The organism is Burkholderia sp. BE12 (genome assembly GCF_002959955.1).
Classification (GTDB): Bacteria; Pseudomonadota; Gammaproteobacteria; order Burkholderiales; family Burkholderiaceae; genus Burkholderia.
In genome coordinates this window covers 25,586-42,901 of record NZ_PREY01000046.1, presented here as the reverse complement: position 1 = coordinate 42,901, position 17,316 = coordinate 25,586, and the positions used below count along the sequence as shown (strand labels likewise).

Sequence of the window (17,316 nt, the reverse complement as noted above, 5' to 3'; positions counted from 1 at the left end):
CCGACGAGAGACCGGTCGACGTGGAAGTCGAAAGCGACGTGACGGAGCTGTTGGCCGAACTGAGACCGGTGGACAGCGAGTTGATGCCGGTCGAGGTCGAGGTCGAGAGAGAGCCGATCGAGCTATTAGCCGACGAGAGACCGGTCGACGTGGAAGTCGAAAGCGACGTGACGGAGCTGTTGGCCGAACTGAGACCGGTGGACAGCGAGTTGATGCCGGTCGAGGTCGAGGTCGAGAGCGAGCCGATCGAGCTATTCGCCGAGGAGAGACCCGTCGACGTGGAAGTCGAAAGCGACGTAACCGAGCTGTTTGCCGAGCTGAGACCAGTGGACAACGAGTTGATGCCTGTCGAGGTCGACGTGGACAGCGACGTGATCGAGCTGTTAGCCGACGAGAGACCCGTCGACGTGGAAGTCGAAAGCGACGTAACCGAGCTGTTTGCCGAGCTGAGACCGGTGGACAACGAATTGATGCCAGTCGAAGTCGAAGTCGAAAGCGACGTAACCGAGCTGTTAGCCGAGCTGAGACCGGTGGACAACGAATTGATGCCAGTCGAAGTCGATGTCGACAGCGACGAAATCGAGCTATTAGCCGACGAAAGACCCGTCGACGTAGAAGTCGACAAGCTGACGATGTTCGACGTCGTGGTGCTGGCCACGGCGTAAAGCTGGCTACCGTTGATTGCATCCGTGCTGGTTGCACTGATCAACCCGGCCGCCACATTTTGGATGCGACGCTCGGAACCCGCGGCGCCCACGCTCACAACACCAGCGGCCGAATTCGCGCCGGCATAGGTACCGAATGTCTGACTTCCGATCGTCGTGCTGCTGACAGCACCGGTGCCGCCCGTCGCCGTATTCGCGGTACCGGTCGTGGCCGCACCAGAGCCGAGCGCGACCGAGCCCGTCACGTTCGCGTTGGCGCCAGCCCCGAATGCCAGTGCGTTCGTCGCACCGGATACCGCGGTATCGCCGATCGCGATGCCCCCGGCCGCGGTAGTCGTACTGCTATTGCCCAGTGCAACCGAGCCCTGGCCGATCGCACTGTTGCTGTTGCCGATTGCCACGGCACCGTTCGCGGCTGTCGTCCCCGCCGCATTGCCTGCAGCGACGTTATTTGCACCCATCGTCACGGCACCCGTGCCGTTCGCAATGTTCGGGTCGCCGATCGCCACCGCGCCGTTACCGCTCACGGTCTGTTGGCTGCCGATCGCAACGGCACCGGTCCCGGACTTGACGGTCGAACGGTAACCAATCGCCGTTGAACCCAAACCGGCCGTCGACGAAACGCTCGAGGTGTCGCCGATTGCAACCGACGAATTCGCCCCTGCCGTTGAAGTACTTCCCAGTGCCACGGCGGCGGAACCCGCGGCGGTCGACTGATTGCCGGCAGCCAGCGCGGCGAAATTCGACGCGACGGTTCCGATACCGAGCGCCGTTGCGTTCGTTCCGGTTGCATTGGCGCCGAGGCCAAATGCCGATGCTTGTCCGGCCGACGCGACAGATGACGCACCAACGGCAGTTGCATTAGCGGCCGTCGCGGCCGCCCTGTTGCCGAGCGCGACCCCGTTCCCACCCGACGCAACGGCCGTCACACCGATGGCGGTATCCTGCTGACCGCTTGCCGTGGCCTGGTTGCCGATAGCCGTCGCATCCGTGTTCGATGCAACCGCACCAAAACCGGACGCGTAACTTGTGGATCCGGTGGCGCTTGCGTTGAAGCCAACTGCCGTGCCGTCGAGTCCGGATGCCTTGGCGCCCCCACCCAGTGCAACTGCATTGCCACCCGTCGCAGAGGCTGCAGCCCCAATTGCAACGTTATTCGTGATCGAAGTGCTCCCCGCGACACCCGCAACCGCGCCGTCACCTTGCGCGATGCCGTACGCGCCATTGGCGGTCGCACCGCGGCCGAGTGCGATACCCGACGTGGCGGTCGATGCGACGGACGATTGACCGCCGATCGCGATGCCGTCCGACGCGGCGGACTGCGCGCCCTTCGTTGCGTTGCTGCCGATGGCGACCGCGCCCGCGCCCGATGCGATGGTCGAGTTTGCCTGCGACAGCGGCGTCGTTCCGTTGCCCCCCGCGCCGCCGATGGCGACGGAGTTCAGCGCATTTGCAGTCGAGCCGAAGCCGAGTGCGGTCGCTCCGGCACCGCTGGCCGTAGTTTCGAGGCCGGCCGCGACGCCCCAGAGGCCAGCCGACGACTGCATGCCGGTGGCGACGGCGCCGTTGCCGGTCGCCTGCGCGAACGAGCCATATACCGTGACGCCCGTCCAGCCGTTGCCGTTGGAGTTACAGCCGGCGACGACCGAGTACGTTCCGGAGCCGTCGCCGGCCTGGTTTTGCGTGCCGCCCGGGTTGACGCGGCCGACCGCGCCGCTGCTTCCCGTCAAGCAGGTTTGCTGTGTGTTGAGCGTATTGGCTTCGGCCAACCCGGGCAGGCTGATCGCCAGAGCCGCGACGGCGGCGACCACTACGGCCGACTTGTTCGGCTTGCCCCGTGCCGAATCGTATTCCGATGCCGCGACCCAGGCGCCAAGCGCTTCGTTCCAGATCGAGCGGTATGTGCGGTTCATGTCCTGCTACCTCCAAATGTGCACGCCACACACCGGTCTCTTTTGTTAGAGGATTACTCCGTGCGCTCGCGCGAATCTCAAAATTGATGGGCGGAGTTTATTGGAGGTGGATTTTAGAGATTGACAAACAGTGATAAATGAAGCGTTTTTAAAGTTAAAAAATGGTTAATGCATAGCGTTTTGATGTATCGAGTGCGAATGAATTTGAAAGATTCTGGAATGTACAATGTATGGTTTGAAATCTCCCCTTGAGTCTGAGAAATATTCATATAAATCAATGGCTTGAGAGGTGATTGTGCGCCAGGTCACACACTTTGTCGTCCAAAAAGTAAGACAAATGAAATAGCAAACGTTTGCGTGGCATGAGAGTCTTTCATGTTTGTAATGCAAACTGGCATGCTGAGAGATAATGTCTGGCGTCTTTAATTAACTTGTTAATGTTTTTGTTTAGAATGGACTTGTATTTGTATTTATTAATTATCTGATAATTAAATTTATCTGATATTGAGCACATTGGATTGTGCTGATTTGCGCATATCGGTCGGCGCAAGGTGCCCGTGTGGCGGGCGTTCCGGGCTGCCCGGCCCCTGAAAGTTGTAAAAAAATGCTACAGAGGGCGAGAATGAAACAATCCGCGTCAATTTATCGGATTTGTCCTATTGACGATGATGTGGATATCGGCGTTAAGGCGGAATCGCTGCGCATGCCGGAAGCCGAGCTGACGCGCTCGCGGCGGGTATTTCGCGTGATGGCGACAGGGCGTCAAAGACCGCGGGTCGGCGTCGCAACAGGGCCTGAAATGTCAGATCCATGGCGCGGCGATTTGACGCTCATGCGGTCTGCGCGTCGACGTGTCGAAGAAAAATAGGGGAGGATTGAATGTGTCGGATACGCGACATTCGGTCCAGGAACATGGACCGAACCGGGCGCTTGCCGCATGACCGGCGGCGAGCGCCCGACTTTACTTCTTCAGAAACCGCAGCGTGAACCGCGCCATCCGCGGCACGAACATCGGACGGAGCAGGCGCTTGTCGTAACCGGCCATCCGCCGGTCGTTCTCCACGAGACACAGCTCGATCAGCTCGCGCGGGTTCAGTGCATCGCCGATATCGGCGGTGCCCGTGGCCGGAAAATTCGCGTCACGCGCGGCGCCATCGGCATCGATGCCGCGCGCGATGTTCATGCGGTCGCGGATCAGTTGCACCCACACGGCCGCCACGCGTGCGAAGAACCACGGCCGGCGCCACCACGGCATCGTGCGCCAGTACCATGCGTACCAGTTCACGAAGAACAGGATGTGGCGGCCTTCTTCCTGGATCACCGGCTCGAAGGTCTCGACCAGTTCGGGCGGGAAATAGCCGGAGCGCTGCGCGGAGCGGAACAGGCCGAACGCGAAAAAGCTGTCGATGCATTCGCTGAAGCCCGTCATCATCCACGACCATTCGGGATCGGTCGGCGCGGGGTAGGCCGGCTCGGGCGCGAGCCGGATGCCGTATGCCTCGACGAGCTTCGACAGCACGACCTTGTGGCGGGCTTCCTCGCCGCCGTCCATCTCGAGCGCGCGGCGCAGCAGCGGATCGTCGACCGTCGCGGCGTAAGTCGCCACGCGGATCGACGCGCGGCCTTCGGTTTGCACCGCGATGTCCCAGATCGGCAGCGACGTGAGCCGCCTGAGTTCGGCCGGCTGGAGCGGCGGCCAGTCGATCACGGCCGGCTTGTACGGGTTGTGTGTGTCGAGCAGCATCCGACAGAACATCTGCTTGTGCGCATCGGAACCGATTCGGACCGGACCTTGCCTCTCGAAGGTCCAGTTGCGCATCGCGTGATCTGCGGCTGCATGTTCTTCCTGCAGCGTGTCGGTCATGACTATTGTTATGCGATTACGGATCGAAAGATTTTTGCACAGCTTCCGTAATCGCGTATTTTCGACGGGCCATGTGCACGCCGCCCGCGCGTGTCACGCGTTCGTGTCGACCCAGAGGCGGCCCCAGCGCGACGCGTAGGCGAGGGCGTGCTCTTCCTCGAAGAAGAAATCGATCGCGTCGAATGACACGGAGCGCGGCGACGGCCCGCCGCTCGCGCGTTCGATCGTCAGGTTGGCGGCGAACAGCCCGTTCGGCAACCGGGCGGCAGCGGGAGCGACTTCGTAGCCCTTGTAGCGGATCGTACGGTTCATGGCGTGCGCGGAAAAAGTGCGGACTTTCAGCGTACGAAAACCGGCCGGCCGCGTGAACCAATCTTTCGGCCAATGCAAATTACGCGGCGGGCTGAATCGTTATCGGGGTGGTGCGCGGGAACGGTGCTTGGGCAGGAGCGACGAGGCGTCCGGCACATCGCCACGCGTCGGAAGACGCGCCGCGCAACCCCGGCGACGCTCGTCGACCGAAGGCGCGCGGCGGAATGCGGAGGTTACTGGTTGGCGACTTTCAGCACGGGTGCGAGCGCGTCGACCGATGCCGCATGCGAGGCCGCGCGATGCGACGCGAACGCGAGCGCGAATTCGGCGGCTTGCGCGCCGACCGTCTCGAGTTGCGCGACGACCTTCGGATCCGAGCAGCTGTCGGCGCTTTCGAAGCGCGTTTCCAGCGTGTTGACGGTTGCGCCGAACGGCGTCGGCCAGCCGCGCAGCGCATGGACGATCGAGCGCAGCGACGTCAGTACGGTGCCGGCCGCCTGCCAGCCGTACGCGGTGACGATCAAGCCGACCGCGCGGCCGTCGAGATACGGGCGGTCGTCCGCACGCAGCTCCTCGAGCGTGTCGAGTGCGTTCTTCACGAGACCGGACACGCCGCCGTGATAGCCGGGCGTGGCGATGATGATCGCGTCGGCCTGGCGCACGGCGTCGATCAGCTCGCGCTGCGCGTCGGTCAGCGTTTTGTGTTCGGGTGCGTAGTGCGGCAGCGTATGCAGGAACGGGCCGTCGAACAGACGCGTGCGCGCGCCGGCGGCTTGCGCGCCGCGCAGTGCGAACGACAGCGCCCGTTCGGTGGACGACGCGGCGCGGGTGGTCCCGCCGATGCCGACGACGAACGGGCGGCGGTGTTGATCGAATGCAGTCAAGGGGCGCTCCTCGGAATGGCTGGCCCGGCTAAGCACAGGCTTAAAACCAGATGGTAACGACCCCGTCGCCACTCTGAAAACGACTTTTCGTTCTATCGATATGCCGCGCCGCCACGGCAATCGTGTGCGCAGCCCCGCAGATCGATAGCAGAAATGCTTGGTTGGGACGGTGCGCCACGGTCGATAAGATGGGCTCGTCTCCTCCATGATGTCTCTACTGACATGGGTTGGCCCCGCCGCGCGGATGCTGGCGGGGCTTTTTTTCGTCCTCGGCCGGAAAATGGGGGGCGATACGCGATGGCGCGGCCCGTTACTCGAACACCGGCCGGAAGAAGCTGCGCTCGTAGCTGACGATGCATCGCGTTTCCTCCGCGTAGCGGAACGCGGCCTGACAGGCCGGATCGTCCTTCGAGCGTTCGCGGTAGCGCTCGTATTCGGCGAGGCTCGGGAACGAGAACATCGCGAGCGCGATGTTGCTCGCGCCTTCGGACGGCAGGAAGTAGCCGTGATGCGTGCCGCCGAACTGCTCGACGAGCGGAATCCACATCTTGCCGTAGGTTTCGAATTCGACGAGTTTGTACGGATCGACGACGTAGCGAAGGAAGCAGGTGATCATGGGCGCTCGCGGTGGGGTAACGGAGCGGCGAGTCTGGGGCGCGGGGCGGCACGTGTCAACGGCGTGCGCGCCGGGTAGGCGCATCACCACGCGGCTTCGTTGCACGCGGCATCGGAAAGCACGGTATTCGTTCCCTTCGCCTGCCGCGTTACCCCGGGATTACCCGTCGCGGCTGCGCGTCTCGCCGCCGCCTTTCGCGAGGCGCCATGCGATCGCGCCGAGCACGCCGACCGCAACCACCAGCGCGCCCCAAAGCACGTAGCGGCGCCCGCTATCCAAATTGGCAGTTGCCGTCGGCGAGACCGCCGATACCGGCAGCGCCGCGCCGACGCGGGCGGGCCGCACTTCGGGCGCCATGCCGACCAGCAGTGCGTCGCGGCTCACGGCCGACGATACGAGCGACGCGTCGCCGACGCCGAGCGTAAACGGCGGCGTGCCGCGCGCGACGAAGGTCAGCGCGGCCGGATGCCAGCCGAGCGCGACGGCCGGCTGGCCGCCGCCGAGCCCGCCGTTGCGCATGTCGACGACGATTCGCCACGCGCGATCCGTATTCGCGATGAACTCGAGCGGCGGATTGCGCTGCTCGCCGCCCTTGCCCTGCAGTCGGAACAGCACGGCGGCCGCGACGTCGCGCCACGGCGCCTGCGCATCGGCGCGGCTTTGCAGCGTCGCGCGCGCGACGGTGTTCGGCTGCGGCAGGTCGATGCGCACGCGGTCGACCGGATACGCGCCGTCGGTGTCGAACAGATACTCGCCCGGCGCGGCGCCGGCACGTATCCGCACGGCGTCGCGCCACTGGCGCGGCACCGACGCCGTGTCGGTGCCGCGTGCGTCGCGCGAATGCGTCTCGACGTCGATCGACGCGATCGCCGGCGCGTCGTCGAGCCAGTCCAGCCGAAGGTAGCGCGGCGCCGCGCCGTCGAGCGCAATGCGCTCCTGCACCAGCATGTCGTTGCCGCGGCCCACTTTCAGCAACTGCGTGCTGCCGAGCGGCCGCCAGCTGCGCAGATCGTCGCTCGCCTCGACGGACACGCGTCCCTGGTAGCTGTCGTCGTCCACGTGTACGAGCAGCGCGTCGATGCTGCCGTCGGCATGCGACAGGTCGATGAGGTCCGCGCGGCGCCGGGTGCGCGAAGGCGTCGCGACGGCCGCGCGCAGCGCGCCGTCGGGGCCGACCGTCACGCCGAGCGACGCGTTGCCGTTCTCGGCGCGCGCGAGCGGCAGCGGGAACCAGTGCACCGGCGTGCGGGACGGCGGCACGGCGGGTGCGGCCGCGGCGGGCGTGTCGAGCGAGTACGGCACCGGCTCGCCCGCGCCGTTGAAGACGCGCACGTCGCCGAGATCGTCGCGCCGGCTCGCCGCATACACGGGCTGCGGCACGGTGAGCTGGTAATACGCGGCACTGCCGTCGAGATCGAGCGCGAAGCGCTGCGTGATGCGTCCGGCGTTCGGTGCGCCGTCGGCTGCCGCGAACGACGCGAGCAGGCTCAGCCCGAGCAGGGCGGCGAGTCGTTTCATGGCTGGCCGTCCTGTTGGGCGGCGGCCTTCGGCGGCAGCGGCGAGAAATAGCCGATCAACAGCAGCAGTACACCGATGCCGATGAACGACACGATGCGCTCGATGCCGGTGACGTGCGACAGGTCGAACAGGAACAGCTTGACGACCGTGAGCGCGAGCAGCGCGGCGCCGACGAACCACAGCGGTCGCAGCCCGCGGCGCGTGGCCCAGATCGTGATTGCGAGCGCGCAGACCGTCCAGTACACGGACACCGACGCCTGCACGAGCGTCGATTCGGCCATCGCGCCGAACTCGTACGGCACGCCGGCCCAGTGATGCAGCGTGCGCAGCAGGATCGCGTTCAGCCACAGGAATACGGTCGCGCCGGCCGCGCCCAGCAGTTCGACGCGATACTTGTCGAATGACCAGCCGAGCTTGCGCGCGCGCACGAACCACGACGCGGCGAGCGCATAGACGACCGCGAGCACGAGATCGAGCGGATTGAACAGCGGCACGCGCGCCCAGCTTCCGCCGTCCTGCGTGAAGTTCGCGTAGAAGGTCCACGCCCACATCACGACGATCAGCGGCAGCGACGCGAACGCGCAGAGGCGGGCGATGCCGTCGCGGCGCGTCAGCCACATCCCGGCGAACGCGAACAGGCTCCAGCCGACCATGAACACCTGCTGAATACCGAACGACGACAGCACGGTGTCGATGTCGTAGCCCAGGTGGAAGCGGTGATGCAGCGTGCGCAGCATCAGCGCGTTGAACCACAGGAACACGGTCGCGATCGCCGTATAGTCGACGGCGCGCGGATGCCATGTGATGCCGAGCGTTTTGAGGCGACGCAGCCACGCGGCGAAGGCGACGAAGACGAGACCCTGCGCGACGTCGAGCGGATTGAGCAGCGGCAACCAGAAGAGCGGCGCTGCGTCGCCGTCGCTCACCGTGCTGGCGATGCTCCATAGCCACAGCAGCGCGGCGAGCGGCGCGGCTCCCCATACCTGATAGGCGCGCGGGAACGCCGCGACGGGCCAGCGCAGCCGCGAGCCGGGGCCCGACACGAGCAGGAGCAGCGCGCCGAATCCGTACGCCCATGCGCTCCAGCTCCATGCGCCTTCCGGGACGAACGCGCGCAGGCGCCAGAAACCTTCGAGCGACAGCAGCCCGCACAGGGTCCAGAACGTCAGCGTATGCAGCGGCGCGAGCATGCGCGCTGCAACGGAGGGCGCCGCGCCGCTCGCGTCGGCGGCGTCGGTCGTGCCGCGCGACTGGCGCCACAGCAGCGCAAGTGCCGCGCCGATGGCCACGGGCCACGCGAACGCGCCCATGCCCGACAGCGGCGCTTCGTGCGCATCGAACGCGCGCAGCGCGAGCAGCGCCAGCACCGGCGTGAGCGCTAGCGCGGGCCATTCGGCGAGTGGCCACGCGAGCCGGCGGCGCGCGACGTGCGCGAGCCATGCGGTGCCGGCCGCGAACAGCGCGGTCGTATCGACGACGAAGCGGTCGGCGTGCAGGTCGACGTGACGGCTCGCATGGATGAGGATCTCGTGCAGCCCGCCGCTGACCCACCACAGCAGCCCCCACGCGGCGGCCGCGACACCGATCTCGGGCATCCAGGCGTGCCATGCGCGCGCTTCGCCGCGCCCGTGCAGCCACCAGCCGGTGAACAGGCCGGCGAGCGCGATCAGCAGCATCGCGATATACGGGCTGTTGAGCACCGGCAGCGCAGCCGTGTCGGCCGGGCCGAGCAGGCTCGTGAAGAACGCGCTGGCCGCGGCGACCTGCATCAGCAGCCCGAAGCCGAACGGCAGCAGGCGCTTCTGGCGCACGCCGAGCCACACGACGGCTGCGCCTTCGATGGCCCACGCGGCGCTGGTCGTCGGCCCCGAGAACGCGAGCGGCACCGCGAGCGTCGCGAAGATGACCGCGAGCGCGAGCATCGATTCGAACAGCAGCCCGAGGCGGTCGCGGCGCCGCGCGAGCCATGCGGCGACCGCGACGTAGAACGCCGACAGCGCGACCGCGCTCCACGCGAGCCCGAACGGCAGGTCTTTCACGAGCGACGCCTGCAGCGCGGTCGCGACGATCGGTGTGCCGAACACGAGCGTGCCGTCCACGTAGTGTCGCAGCGCGAGTTCGCGTTTCACCGCATACAGCAGCGCGATGCCGACATACATCAGGAAGAACAGGACGAGGAACGGCTCGGTGCTCGCGAACAGGACGGGGCGATAGGCCGTCACGCCCCACGCGGAGCCGATCGTGAACGTGAACACGAAACCGAGCAGATTCAGCGGGCGCCAGGCCTTGAACCACGCGATCGCGAAGATGCCCGCGTTCAGTAGTGCGTAGTAGCTGAACAGCGCGACGTGGTTGCCCTGGCCGGTCGACAGCAGGATCGGTGCGAGGAAGCCGCCCGCGCTGCCCATGAACGCGAGCGGCAGCGCGTTCTGCCGCACCGCGAGGAACGCGCTCAGCGCGCAGACCGCGACCATCAGCGGGAACGCGGCGCCGACGGGCAGCAACGCATAAAGCTTGGTCGCGGCGAAGATCGTCAGGTACAGGATGCCGACGCCGCCGCCTTGCAGCACGAGGCCGTATGCGGCGCGGCGCGCGCGCACGCGCCAGCCGATCGCGAGCAGCGCGGCCGCGGCGAGCGCCGTGCCCGCGAGACGGAATTCGATCGGCAGCATGTCGTTGTCGGCCGCGTACTTGAGCAGGAACGCGACGCCGAAGAACAGCACGATGATCCCGACGCGCACGACCGTATTGCCGCCGAGCAGCCAGTCGCGCGCGGCGCCGAAGGCGCGTTCGGCGATGCCGGGTTCGCGCGGCGCGAGCGGTTCGGGCGGGGTGGTGGGGGCGATGACGGTGGTGTCGGCGTGAGCGGACGCAGGCGCGGCGCGTGCCGCGGTTGCCGGTGCTAGCGGTGTAGTGGGCGCCGGGGTCGAAGGGGGTGCCGGCGGGCCCGCGCGTGCGGCGACCGGTTGTTGCGCGGGTGGTGTCGGGAAGTGTGTCGGCAGCGGCGCGGAGGCGGCGTCGTCCGAAGTCGTTGGCGCGCTGCCGCCGGATGTCGCCGCGCCGGCCTTCGCGCCCGCCAGTTGAGCGCGCAGCGCGTGGAGTTCGCGCGTGAGCGTGTCGACGGTTGCTTCGAGGCGCGCGACGCGATCGGCGAGCGGTAACGGGGCAGGAGGCGGCGCGGAGACGGCAAATGCGTCGGGCACGGCGCGCTGGTTCTGCAGCTTGCGTTGCCGCAGCGCGTGCCCGACGCAGAACCCGACGGCGGCCCCGAGCAGCGAGCCGCTCCCGGCCGAGAAATCCCCGATCAAGGCGGCGATGCCGCCCACGACGAAACCGATTACGGCGAATGCCCAGTTCAACGCCTTGCTCCCTCTCACTATCGTTATCGTCCTTCGATCGGGATCGCACCGGATCGAGGCTGTTTCAGCACGGCCGGCAGGCGAACCGGCATGTGCGCGCCGTGCGGTTGGGCCCTCGTGCGAAAGGCCCGCGGCAACGTCGCGATCGGCGTGTTTGCGGGGAATGTATCACAGCGCGTCTGCTCCGATTTTCGGGTTTGGCGCAGTATCGCGGGGTGCGCCTTTCGGTGTCGTCATACGGCTTTTTGTACGGTCATGCTTTTTACTGGCGAATGCGGTGTGCGCTTTCGTCTGAGCAGATCCGCGCCGGAACGGACGTCAACTTGTCGGAAAGCGACGCGTGCCCGATGCGGCCTGGCGCAAAATCCCATGTGTCGTTTGCCGCGCTGCTGCGCACAAGTCCGGCGGGCGATGCCCGTCGTTGCAGGCCGTGCGCGTATTGCGCCGCCGCAATCGGCGGCGCGGCCCGCCGGACGGGGCTGGCGGCCGTGTCGTATTTGCGCAAGCGTTTGTCGTAATTCGTCGGCAGGTCGGGGTTTTTTCTGGCAACTATGTAGGCACGCTATGACAAGCGCGAGTCCCCGCTACACGAGGAGAAGGTTTCGATGGATGCCCCCAAGGTTGTGGTCGAAGGTCTGTGCAAGGTGTTTGGAAGTAATCCGCAGCAGGCGCTCGACATGCTCGCCGCCGGCGCGACGAAGGACGATGTGCTCAAGCGCACCGGTCAGGTCGTCGGCGTGCACAACGTCTCCTTCGATGTGCAGGAAGGCGAAATTTTCGTGCTGATGGGCCTGTCCGGTTCCGGCAAGTCCACGCTGATCCGCCTCGTGAACCGGCTGGTCGATCCGAGCGCCGGAAAGGTGCTGGTCGACGGGCTCGACGTCGCGTCGGCGCGCCGCTCGGCGCTGACCGCGCTGCGCCGCAAGGACATGAGCATGGTGTTCCAGTCGTTCGCGCTGATGCCGCATCGCACCGTGGTGTCGAATGCCGCATTCGGGCTGGAAGTCGGGGGCATGGGCAAGAAGGAGCGAGAGCGCCGGGCGATGGAAGTGCTCGAGCAGGTCGGCCTCGCACCGTTTTCGCACAAGCTGCCGTCCGAGCTGTCGGGCGGCATGCAGCAGCGCGTCGGCCTTGCCCGCGCGCTGGCCGTGAACCCGTCGCTGATGATCATGGACGAGGCGTTCTCCGCGCTCGATCCGCTCAAGCGTCGCGAAATGCAGGACGTGCTGCTGCAACTGCAGAAGGACCAGCGCCGCACGATCATGTTCGTGTCGCACGATCTGGAGGAAGCGCTGCGCATCGGCAACCGCATCGCGATCATGGAAGGCGGCCGCCTCGTGCAGGTCGGCACGCCGCAGGACATCATCGCGAACCCGGCCGACGATTACGTGCGTGCGTTCTTCGACGGCATCGATACCAGCCGCTACCTCACCGCCGGCGACCTGATGCAGACGGGCGCCGTGCCGACCATGTCGAAGTGCGATGCCGCGAACGTCGCCGCGTCGCTGAACGGCAGCGCCGAATACGCGTTCGTGCTCGACGCGCAACGCAAGATCCGCGGCTTCGTCACGCGCGATGCGATCGGTCAGGACACGCCGTCCGTGCGGCCGGTCGAAAGCATCCGGCGCGATGCGTCGCTCGAACACGTCGTCGCGCGCGTGGTCGCGAGCCCGAATGCACTGCCCGTCGTCGACGACGACGGCTGCTACTGCGGCTCGGTCGATCGTGCGCTCATCCTGAAGGCCATCACGCGTTCGCGAGGCTCCCATGTCTGAAATGATTCCGCTCGGTACCTGGGTCGACCAGGGCGTTCACTACCTGCTCGACCACGACGCGAAGACGTTCGACACGATCGGTCAAGCGATCGAGGGGCTCGCGGCATTCGTCGAGCATGGCCTGCAAGCGATCCCGATGTGGATGATGATGGCGATCTTCATCGGCGTCGGGCTGTGGCGGGTGGGCTGGCGCTTCGCGCTGTTCACCACCGCGTCGCTGCTGCTGATCTTCGCGACCGGCTTCTGGGACCAGACGGTCATCACGCTCGGCCTCACGCTGTCGTCGACGATCATCAGCCTCGTGCTCGGCATCCCGCTCGGCATCTGGGCCGCGAAGAGCAAATGGGTCGCCGCGATCGTGCGCCCGATCCTCGACCTGATGCAGACGATGCCCGCCTTCGTCTACCTGATTCCGGCCGCGATGCTGTTCGGTCTCGGCCGCGTGCCGGGGATCCTGTCGACGGTGATCTTCGCGATGCCGCCCGCGGTGCGTCTCACGAGCCTCGGCATCCGCCACGTGAACCGCGAGATCGTCGAAGCCGGCCAGGCGTTCGGCTGCACGCCGTGGCAACTGCTGTACAAGGTGCAGTTCCCGAACGCGCTGCCGTCGATCATGCAGGGCGTGAACCAGACGATCATGATGGCGCTGTCGATGGTGATCATCGCGTCGATGGTCGGCGCGGGCGGCCTCGGCAACGACGTGCTCGCGAGTATCCAGCGCCTCGACATCGGCCTCGGTTTCGAAAGCGGTCTGTCGGTCGTGCTGCTCGCGATCATTCTCGACCGCATCACCGAGAGCTTCGGCCGCGCGCCGGGCACCGTGAAGGCGCCGCTGTTCTCGGGCCTCAAGCAGCTCTTTCGCGTGAAGGCCGAGCCCGCGCAGGCCTGATCTTCGGCGGCCAGGAATACCCTGGCCGCGACCCTGAATCGAGATAACGGCTCCCGCGGCTTGCGCCGCGGGGCTGGCTCCCTGCAACCTCCTCGCCAGGAGACCGATGTGACGTCCGCCGTCGCTGTCGCGCCCGCCGCCTGCGTTTCACCGGTTTCGTCCCTCGCCCATTTCGGCTTCCTGACGCTGCCGAACTTCTCGATGATCGCGTTCTCGAGCGCGGTCGAAGTGCTTCGGATGGCGAACTATGTCGGGCGGGCGGAGCACTACCAGTGGTCGATCTACTCGCTCGACGGCGCGCCCGCGCATGCCAGCAACGGCATCGCGGTGCGGCCCACGCAGGCGCTCGACTACGAGAACCTGCCCGACGTGATGATCGTGTGCGGCGGCATCCGCATCCGCGACACGGTCGACGAGGGCGCGCGCGATACGCTCGCGGCGCTCGCCGCACGCGGGCTGCCGCTCGGCGGCATCTGCACGGGCGCCTACGCGCTGATGGCGAGCGGGTTGCTCGACGGCTATCGTTGCACCGTGCACTGGGAGAACCTGTCCGCCCTGCATGCCGAATTTCCGCAGGTCGGTTTCGCCGACGAATTGTTCGTCGTCGATCGCGACCGGCTGACCTGCACCGGCGGCACCGCGCCGCTCGACCTGATGCTGAACCTCGTCGGCATGCGGTTCGGCCAGCAACTGGCCGCGCAGGTATCCGAGCAGTTCATTCTGGAGCGCATCCGCAGTTCGACCGATACGCAGCCGATTCCGGTCGATGCGCGGGTCGGTTTCTCGCGTGCGGAGCTGATCGAGGTCGTGCGGCTGATGGAGGCGAACATCGAGGAGCCGCTGTCGCTCGAGGAGCTCGCGCGGCTCGTGCGACTGTCGCAGCGGCATCTGCAGCGCATGTTCAAGGTGTACCTGAACGTATCGCCGACTCACTATTACCTGACGTTGCGCCTGAAACGCGCCCGCGATCTGCTGCGTACGACCGACGCATCGATCGCACGCGTGACGACGGTCTGCGGCTTTCACTCGCCGTGTCATTTCAGCAAGGCATACCGCGCGCAGTTCGGCCATGCGCCGAGCTACGAGCGCCGGTTGCCGGGGCGCTGAACGGGCCGAACAATCGGTACGCGACGTCGCCGGGATCGCGGCGCGCGGCTTCAATAAACGATCCCGCATTCAAGCAAACGACATCACTTTGAGGAGAAGAAAGATGAAGCGCCTATTGATCGCAGCGGTGTGCGGGATCGGGATAACCGCGCCGATGTCGGCCGTTTATGCGGCCGATCCGCCCGTTTGCAAGAACGTGCGCTTCGCCGATGTCGGCTGGTCCGACATCGCGGCGACCACGGGCCTCGCGTCGACGATGCTGCAGGGGCTCGGCTACAACCCGACGAAGACGATCGCCTCGGTGCCGATCACGTTCGCGGGGATCAAGAGCAAGCAGATCGACGTGTTCCTCGGCTACTGGTCGCCGACGATGGACCCGATCATTCAGCCGTTCACGAAGGCCGGCACGATCAAGGTGCTCGCGACGCCCAACCTGACCGGCGCGAAATACACGCTTGCGGTGCCCGACTACGTGTACCAGGGCGGCCTGAAGTCGTTCGCGGACATCCAGAAATACGCCGACAAGCTCAACGGCAAGATCTACGGGATCGAGCCGGGCAACGACGGCAACGCGCTGATCAAGAAGATGATCGACGGCAACCAGTTCGGTCTCGGCAAGTTCAAGCTGGTCGAATCGAGCGAGGCCGGGATGCTGGTCGAGGTGAACCGCGCGGCGCGCGACAAGCAGTGGATCGTGTTCCTCGGTTGGGAACCGCATCCGATGAACGTGCAGATGAAGATCGACTACCTGACCGGCGGCGACGACGTGTTCGGGCCGAACTACGGCGAAGCGAAGGTGCTGACGGCGACGCCGCCCGACTACGCGCAGCGTTGCCCGAACGTCGCGAAGTTCGTGTCGAACCTGCAGTTCACGACGTCGATCGAGAACCACGTGATGATGCCGATCATGAACAAGCAGGATCCGAACAAGGCCGCCGCCGATTGGCTGAAGGCGAATCCGCAATCGCTCGACAAGTGGCTGGCCGGCGTGACGACGATCGACGGCAAGCCGGGCCTGCCGGCGGTGAAGGCATACCTCGGCGTGCATTGAGCGTGACGCGTCGCGCTTTGCGGCCGGGGCCCGAAGCCTGACGTGAACGTCGAGCCGGCGCAAGCAGGGAGACCTGCTTGCGCCGGCTTTTTGCTGTGTGCATCGCCCTCGCGCCGACGGGCGGCGGGCGATGCGCTAGACTGCTCGATCCCCGATCGAGGAGCCGGCAATGACCCGCAACCCGCTTGATGCATCCGGCCGGCTACGCGTAGCCGGCACGCGGCCGAACGGCGCGACCGCTTCGGTCGACGCAGGCGGCAACCGGACGGTCCGGTACTTCGGCCATTCATTCGCATGAAGCGCATCGGGCAAGTCGTGCTCGCCGCCGATCTCGCGGGCACGGCGGTGTTCGCGATCGAAGGCGCCAATGCGGCGATCGGCGCCGGACTCGATCTGTTCGGAGTGATGGTGCTGTCGCTCGTCGTCGCGCTCGGCGGCGGCGTGATTCGCGACCTGTTGATCGGCGCCCGCCCGCCGAGCGCCGTGAGCGACTGGCGTTATCCGGCGCTCGCGTTCGCCGCCGGGTTGTTCGCGTTCGTGTTTCATGCACGGGTCGCGTCGTTCTCGCCGGCGCTGCTGACGACGCTCGATGCGGCTGGCCTCGCGCTGTTCGCAGTGGCGGGCGCGGTGAAGGCGCTCGAATTCCGCGTCCACCCGTTCATTGCGACGCTGATGGGCGCCGTGACCGGCTGCGGGGGCGGCGTCGTGCGCGATCTGCTGCTCGCGCGGATACCGGTCGTGCTGGTCACGGATATCTATGCGAGCGCGGCGCTGCTCGGCGCGGTCGTCGTCGTGTTGTGCCGGCGACTCGGTTGCCCTCCCGTCGTCGCGGCCGTGCTCGGCGGCGTCGCGTGCTTTGCGCTGCGGATGGCGGCGGTGCGCTTCGGCTGGCAGTTGCCGAAAATCGCCGCGGGGGCGTAAGCGCCCGACTCACGACCCCTTCGTCGCCGCCGGCACGTCGAACACGCGATCGAACGCCCACTGGAACACGAACGCGTAGCAGAAGAAGAACGCGAACAGTCCGATATCGACGATGAACGCGTCGAACCACGAGATGTCGAGCCACCATGACACGACCGGCACGAGGATGAAGATCAGCCCGCCTTCGAATCCGGTGGCGTGCAGAATCCGCCGCCCGAGCGTACGCGCCGGTTGTCGGCGCGATGCTTCCCAGCGCTCGAACAGCGCGTTGAAGATCATGTTCCACAGCATCGCGATCGCCGACATCGTCGCCGACAGCGCGCCCGAATAGACGAGATCCTGCTTGAAGAGCGCCGCGATCACGGGCGAAATGCAGGAAATGGCGATCGCTTCGTAGAGCACCGCCTGCGTGATCCTGCGCGGTAGGCCTTGCACGGGGTTC

At 66.2% G+C, this 17,316-nt stretch carries 14 protein-coding genes and 1 pseudogene; 6 read left to right on the top strand and 9 right to left on the bottom strand.

From position 1 onward, the window contains the following. A partial coding sequence (locus C4B30_RS32645; protein WP_267896670.1) for an ESPR-type extended signal peptide-containing protein occupies nt 1-2,578 on the bottom strand: 2,578 nt, incomplete at its 3' end. 622 nt (nt 2,579-3,200) lie between these two features. Between C4B30_RS32645 and C4B30_RS32640 the strand changes: the two genes are divergently transcribed. After that, a complete protein-coding gene (locus C4B30_RS32640) occupies nt 3,201-3,446 on the top strand; it encodes a hypothetical protein (protein ID WP_105133522.1) in 246 nt (81 codons plus the stop codon). 93 nt (nt 3,447-3,539) lie between these two features. On the opposite strand, the gene C4B30_RS32635 is transcribed toward C4B30_RS32640, so the two are convergent. From C4B30_RS32635 to C4B30_RS35480, 7 genes are all read right to left on the bottom strand, one after another. Continuing rightward, entirely contained in the window at nt 3,540-4,442 is a 903-nt protein-coding gene (locus C4B30_RS32635; RefSeq protein ID WP_105133521.1) for an aminomethyltransferase, read from the bottom strand. A gap of 93 nt (nt 4,443-4,535) precedes the next feature. Continuing rightward, nucleotides 4,536-4,754, bottom strand: coding sequence for a hypothetical protein (locus C4B30_RS32630; protein WP_006480563.1), 219 nt, complete (start codon nt 4,752-4,754; stop codon nt 4,536-4,538). A 233-nt stretch (nt 4,755-4,987) separates the two neighbouring features. Beyond that, nucleotides 4,988-5,638, bottom strand: a complete 651-nt coding sequence (locus C4B30_RS32625; protein WP_059502143.1) for an NADPH-dependent FMN reductase — start codon at nt 5,636-5,638, stop codon at nt 4,988-4,990. Nucleotides 5,639-5,948: 310 nt separating this feature from the next. Further along, on the bottom strand, nt 5,949-6,254 hold the full coding sequence (locus C4B30_RS32620; protein ID WP_006490913.1) for an NIPSNAP family protein: 306 nt from the start codon (nt 6,252-6,254) through the stop codon (nt 5,949-5,951). Nucleotides 6,255-6,413: 159 nt separating this feature from the next. Further along, nucleotides 6,414-7,772: a DUF3999 domain-containing protein gene (locus C4B30_RS32615; RefSeq protein ID WP_089500582.1), complete on the bottom strand. Its 1,359-nt coding sequence runs from the start codon at nt 7,770-7,772 to the stop codon at nt 6,414-6,416. Beyond that, a complete protein-coding gene (locus C4B30_RS32610; protein WP_089500581.1) occupies nt 7,769-11,131 on the bottom strand; it encodes a DUF2339 domain-containing protein in 3,363 nt (1,120 codons plus the stop codon). The genes C4B30_RS32615 and C4B30_RS32610 overlap by 4 nt, the downstream gene beginning before the upstream one ends. Before the next feature lie 262 nt (nt 11,132-11,393). Next, nucleotides 11,394-11,636 carry a hypothetical protein gene (locus tag C4B30_RS35480; RefSeq protein WP_155257273.1) on the bottom strand — a complete coding sequence of 81 codons (243 nt, stop codon included), beginning with the start codon at nt 11,634-11,636 and terminating at the stop codon, nt 11,394-11,396. On the opposite strand from C4B30_RS35480, the pseudogene C4B30_RS32600 reads away from it, so the two are divergent. The 5 genes and pseudogenes from C4B30_RS32600 to C4B30_RS32580 form a co-directional block, all read left to right on the top strand. After that, nucleotides 11,615-12,906: pseudogene (locus C4B30_RS32600) on the top strand (quaternary amine ABC transporter ATP-binding protein); the annotation flags it as partial. The gene C4B30_RS35480 and the pseudogene C4B30_RS32600 overlap by 22 nt on opposite strands. Beyond that, nucleotides 12,899-13,795 (top strand): choline ABC transporter permease subunit, encoded by an 897-nt coding sequence (gene choW, locus C4B30_RS32595; RefSeq protein ID WP_027781413.1) that lies wholly within the window; start codon nt 12,899-12,901, stop codon nt 13,793-13,795. The pseudogene C4B30_RS32600 and the gene choW, both read left to right, overlap by 8 nt. A gap of 108 nt (nt 13,796-13,903) precedes the next feature. Beyond that, a complete protein-coding gene (locus C4B30_RS32590; protein ID WP_027781412.1) occupies nt 13,904-14,902 on the top strand; it encodes a GlxA family transcriptional regulator in 999 nt (332 codons plus the stop codon). Nucleotides 14,903-15,005: 103 nt separating this feature from the next. Beyond that, nucleotides 15,006-15,953 carry a choline ABC transporter substrate-binding protein gene (locus tag C4B30_RS32585; RefSeq protein WP_027781411.1) on the top strand — a complete coding sequence of 316 codons (948 nt, stop codon included), beginning with the start codon at nt 15,006-15,008 and terminating at the stop codon, nt 15,951-15,953. Nucleotides 15,954-16,247: 294 nt separating this feature from the next. Further along, a complete protein-coding gene (locus C4B30_RS32580) occupies nt 16,248-16,874 on the top strand; it encodes a trimeric intracellular cation channel family protein (RefSeq protein WP_027781410.1) in 627 nt (208 codons plus the stop codon). 9 nt (nt 16,875-16,883) lie between these two features. On the opposite strand, the gene C4B30_RS32575 is transcribed toward C4B30_RS32580, so the two are convergent. After that, nucleotides 16,884-17,309 (bottom strand): PACE efflux transporter, encoded by a 426-nt coding sequence (locus tag C4B30_RS32575; RefSeq protein ID WP_089500580.1) that lies wholly within the window; start codon nt 17,307-17,309, stop codon nt 16,884-16,886. Between the last annotated feature and the right edge of the window lie 7 nt (nt 17,310-17,316).

Coding starts and splice junctions, on each gene's coding strand:
- C4B30_RS32580 (WP_027781410.1), top strand. CDS start 16,248: ATGAAGCGCATCGGGCAAGTCGTGCTCGCCGCCGATCTCGCGGGCACG.
- C4B30_RS32615 (WP_089500582.1), bottom strand. CDS start 7,772: ATGAAACGACTCGCCGCCCTGCTCGGGCTGAGCCTGCTCGCGTCGTTC.
- C4B30_RS32640 (WP_105133522.1), top strand. CDS start 3,201: ATGAAACAATCCGCGTCAATTTATCGGATTTGTCCTATTGACGATGAT.
- C4B30_RS32630 (WP_006480563.1), bottom strand. CDS start 4,754: ATGAACCGTACGATCCGCTACAAGGGCTACGAAGTCGCTCCCGCTGCC.
- C4B30_RS32635 (WP_105133521.1), bottom strand. CDS start 4,442: ATGACCGACACGCTGCAGGAAGAACATGCAGCCGCAGATCACGCGATG.
- C4B30_RS32585 (WP_027781411.1), top strand. CDS start 15,006: ATGAAGCGCCTATTGATCGCAGCGGTGTGCGGGATCGGGATAACCGCG.
- C4B30_RS32620 (WP_006490913.1), bottom strand. CDS start 6,254: ATGATCACCTGCTTCCTTCGCTACGTCGTCGATCCGTACAAACTCGTC.
- choW (WP_027781413.1), top strand. CDS start 12,899: ATGTCTGAAATGATTCCGCTCGGTACCTGGGTCGACCAGGGCGTTCAC.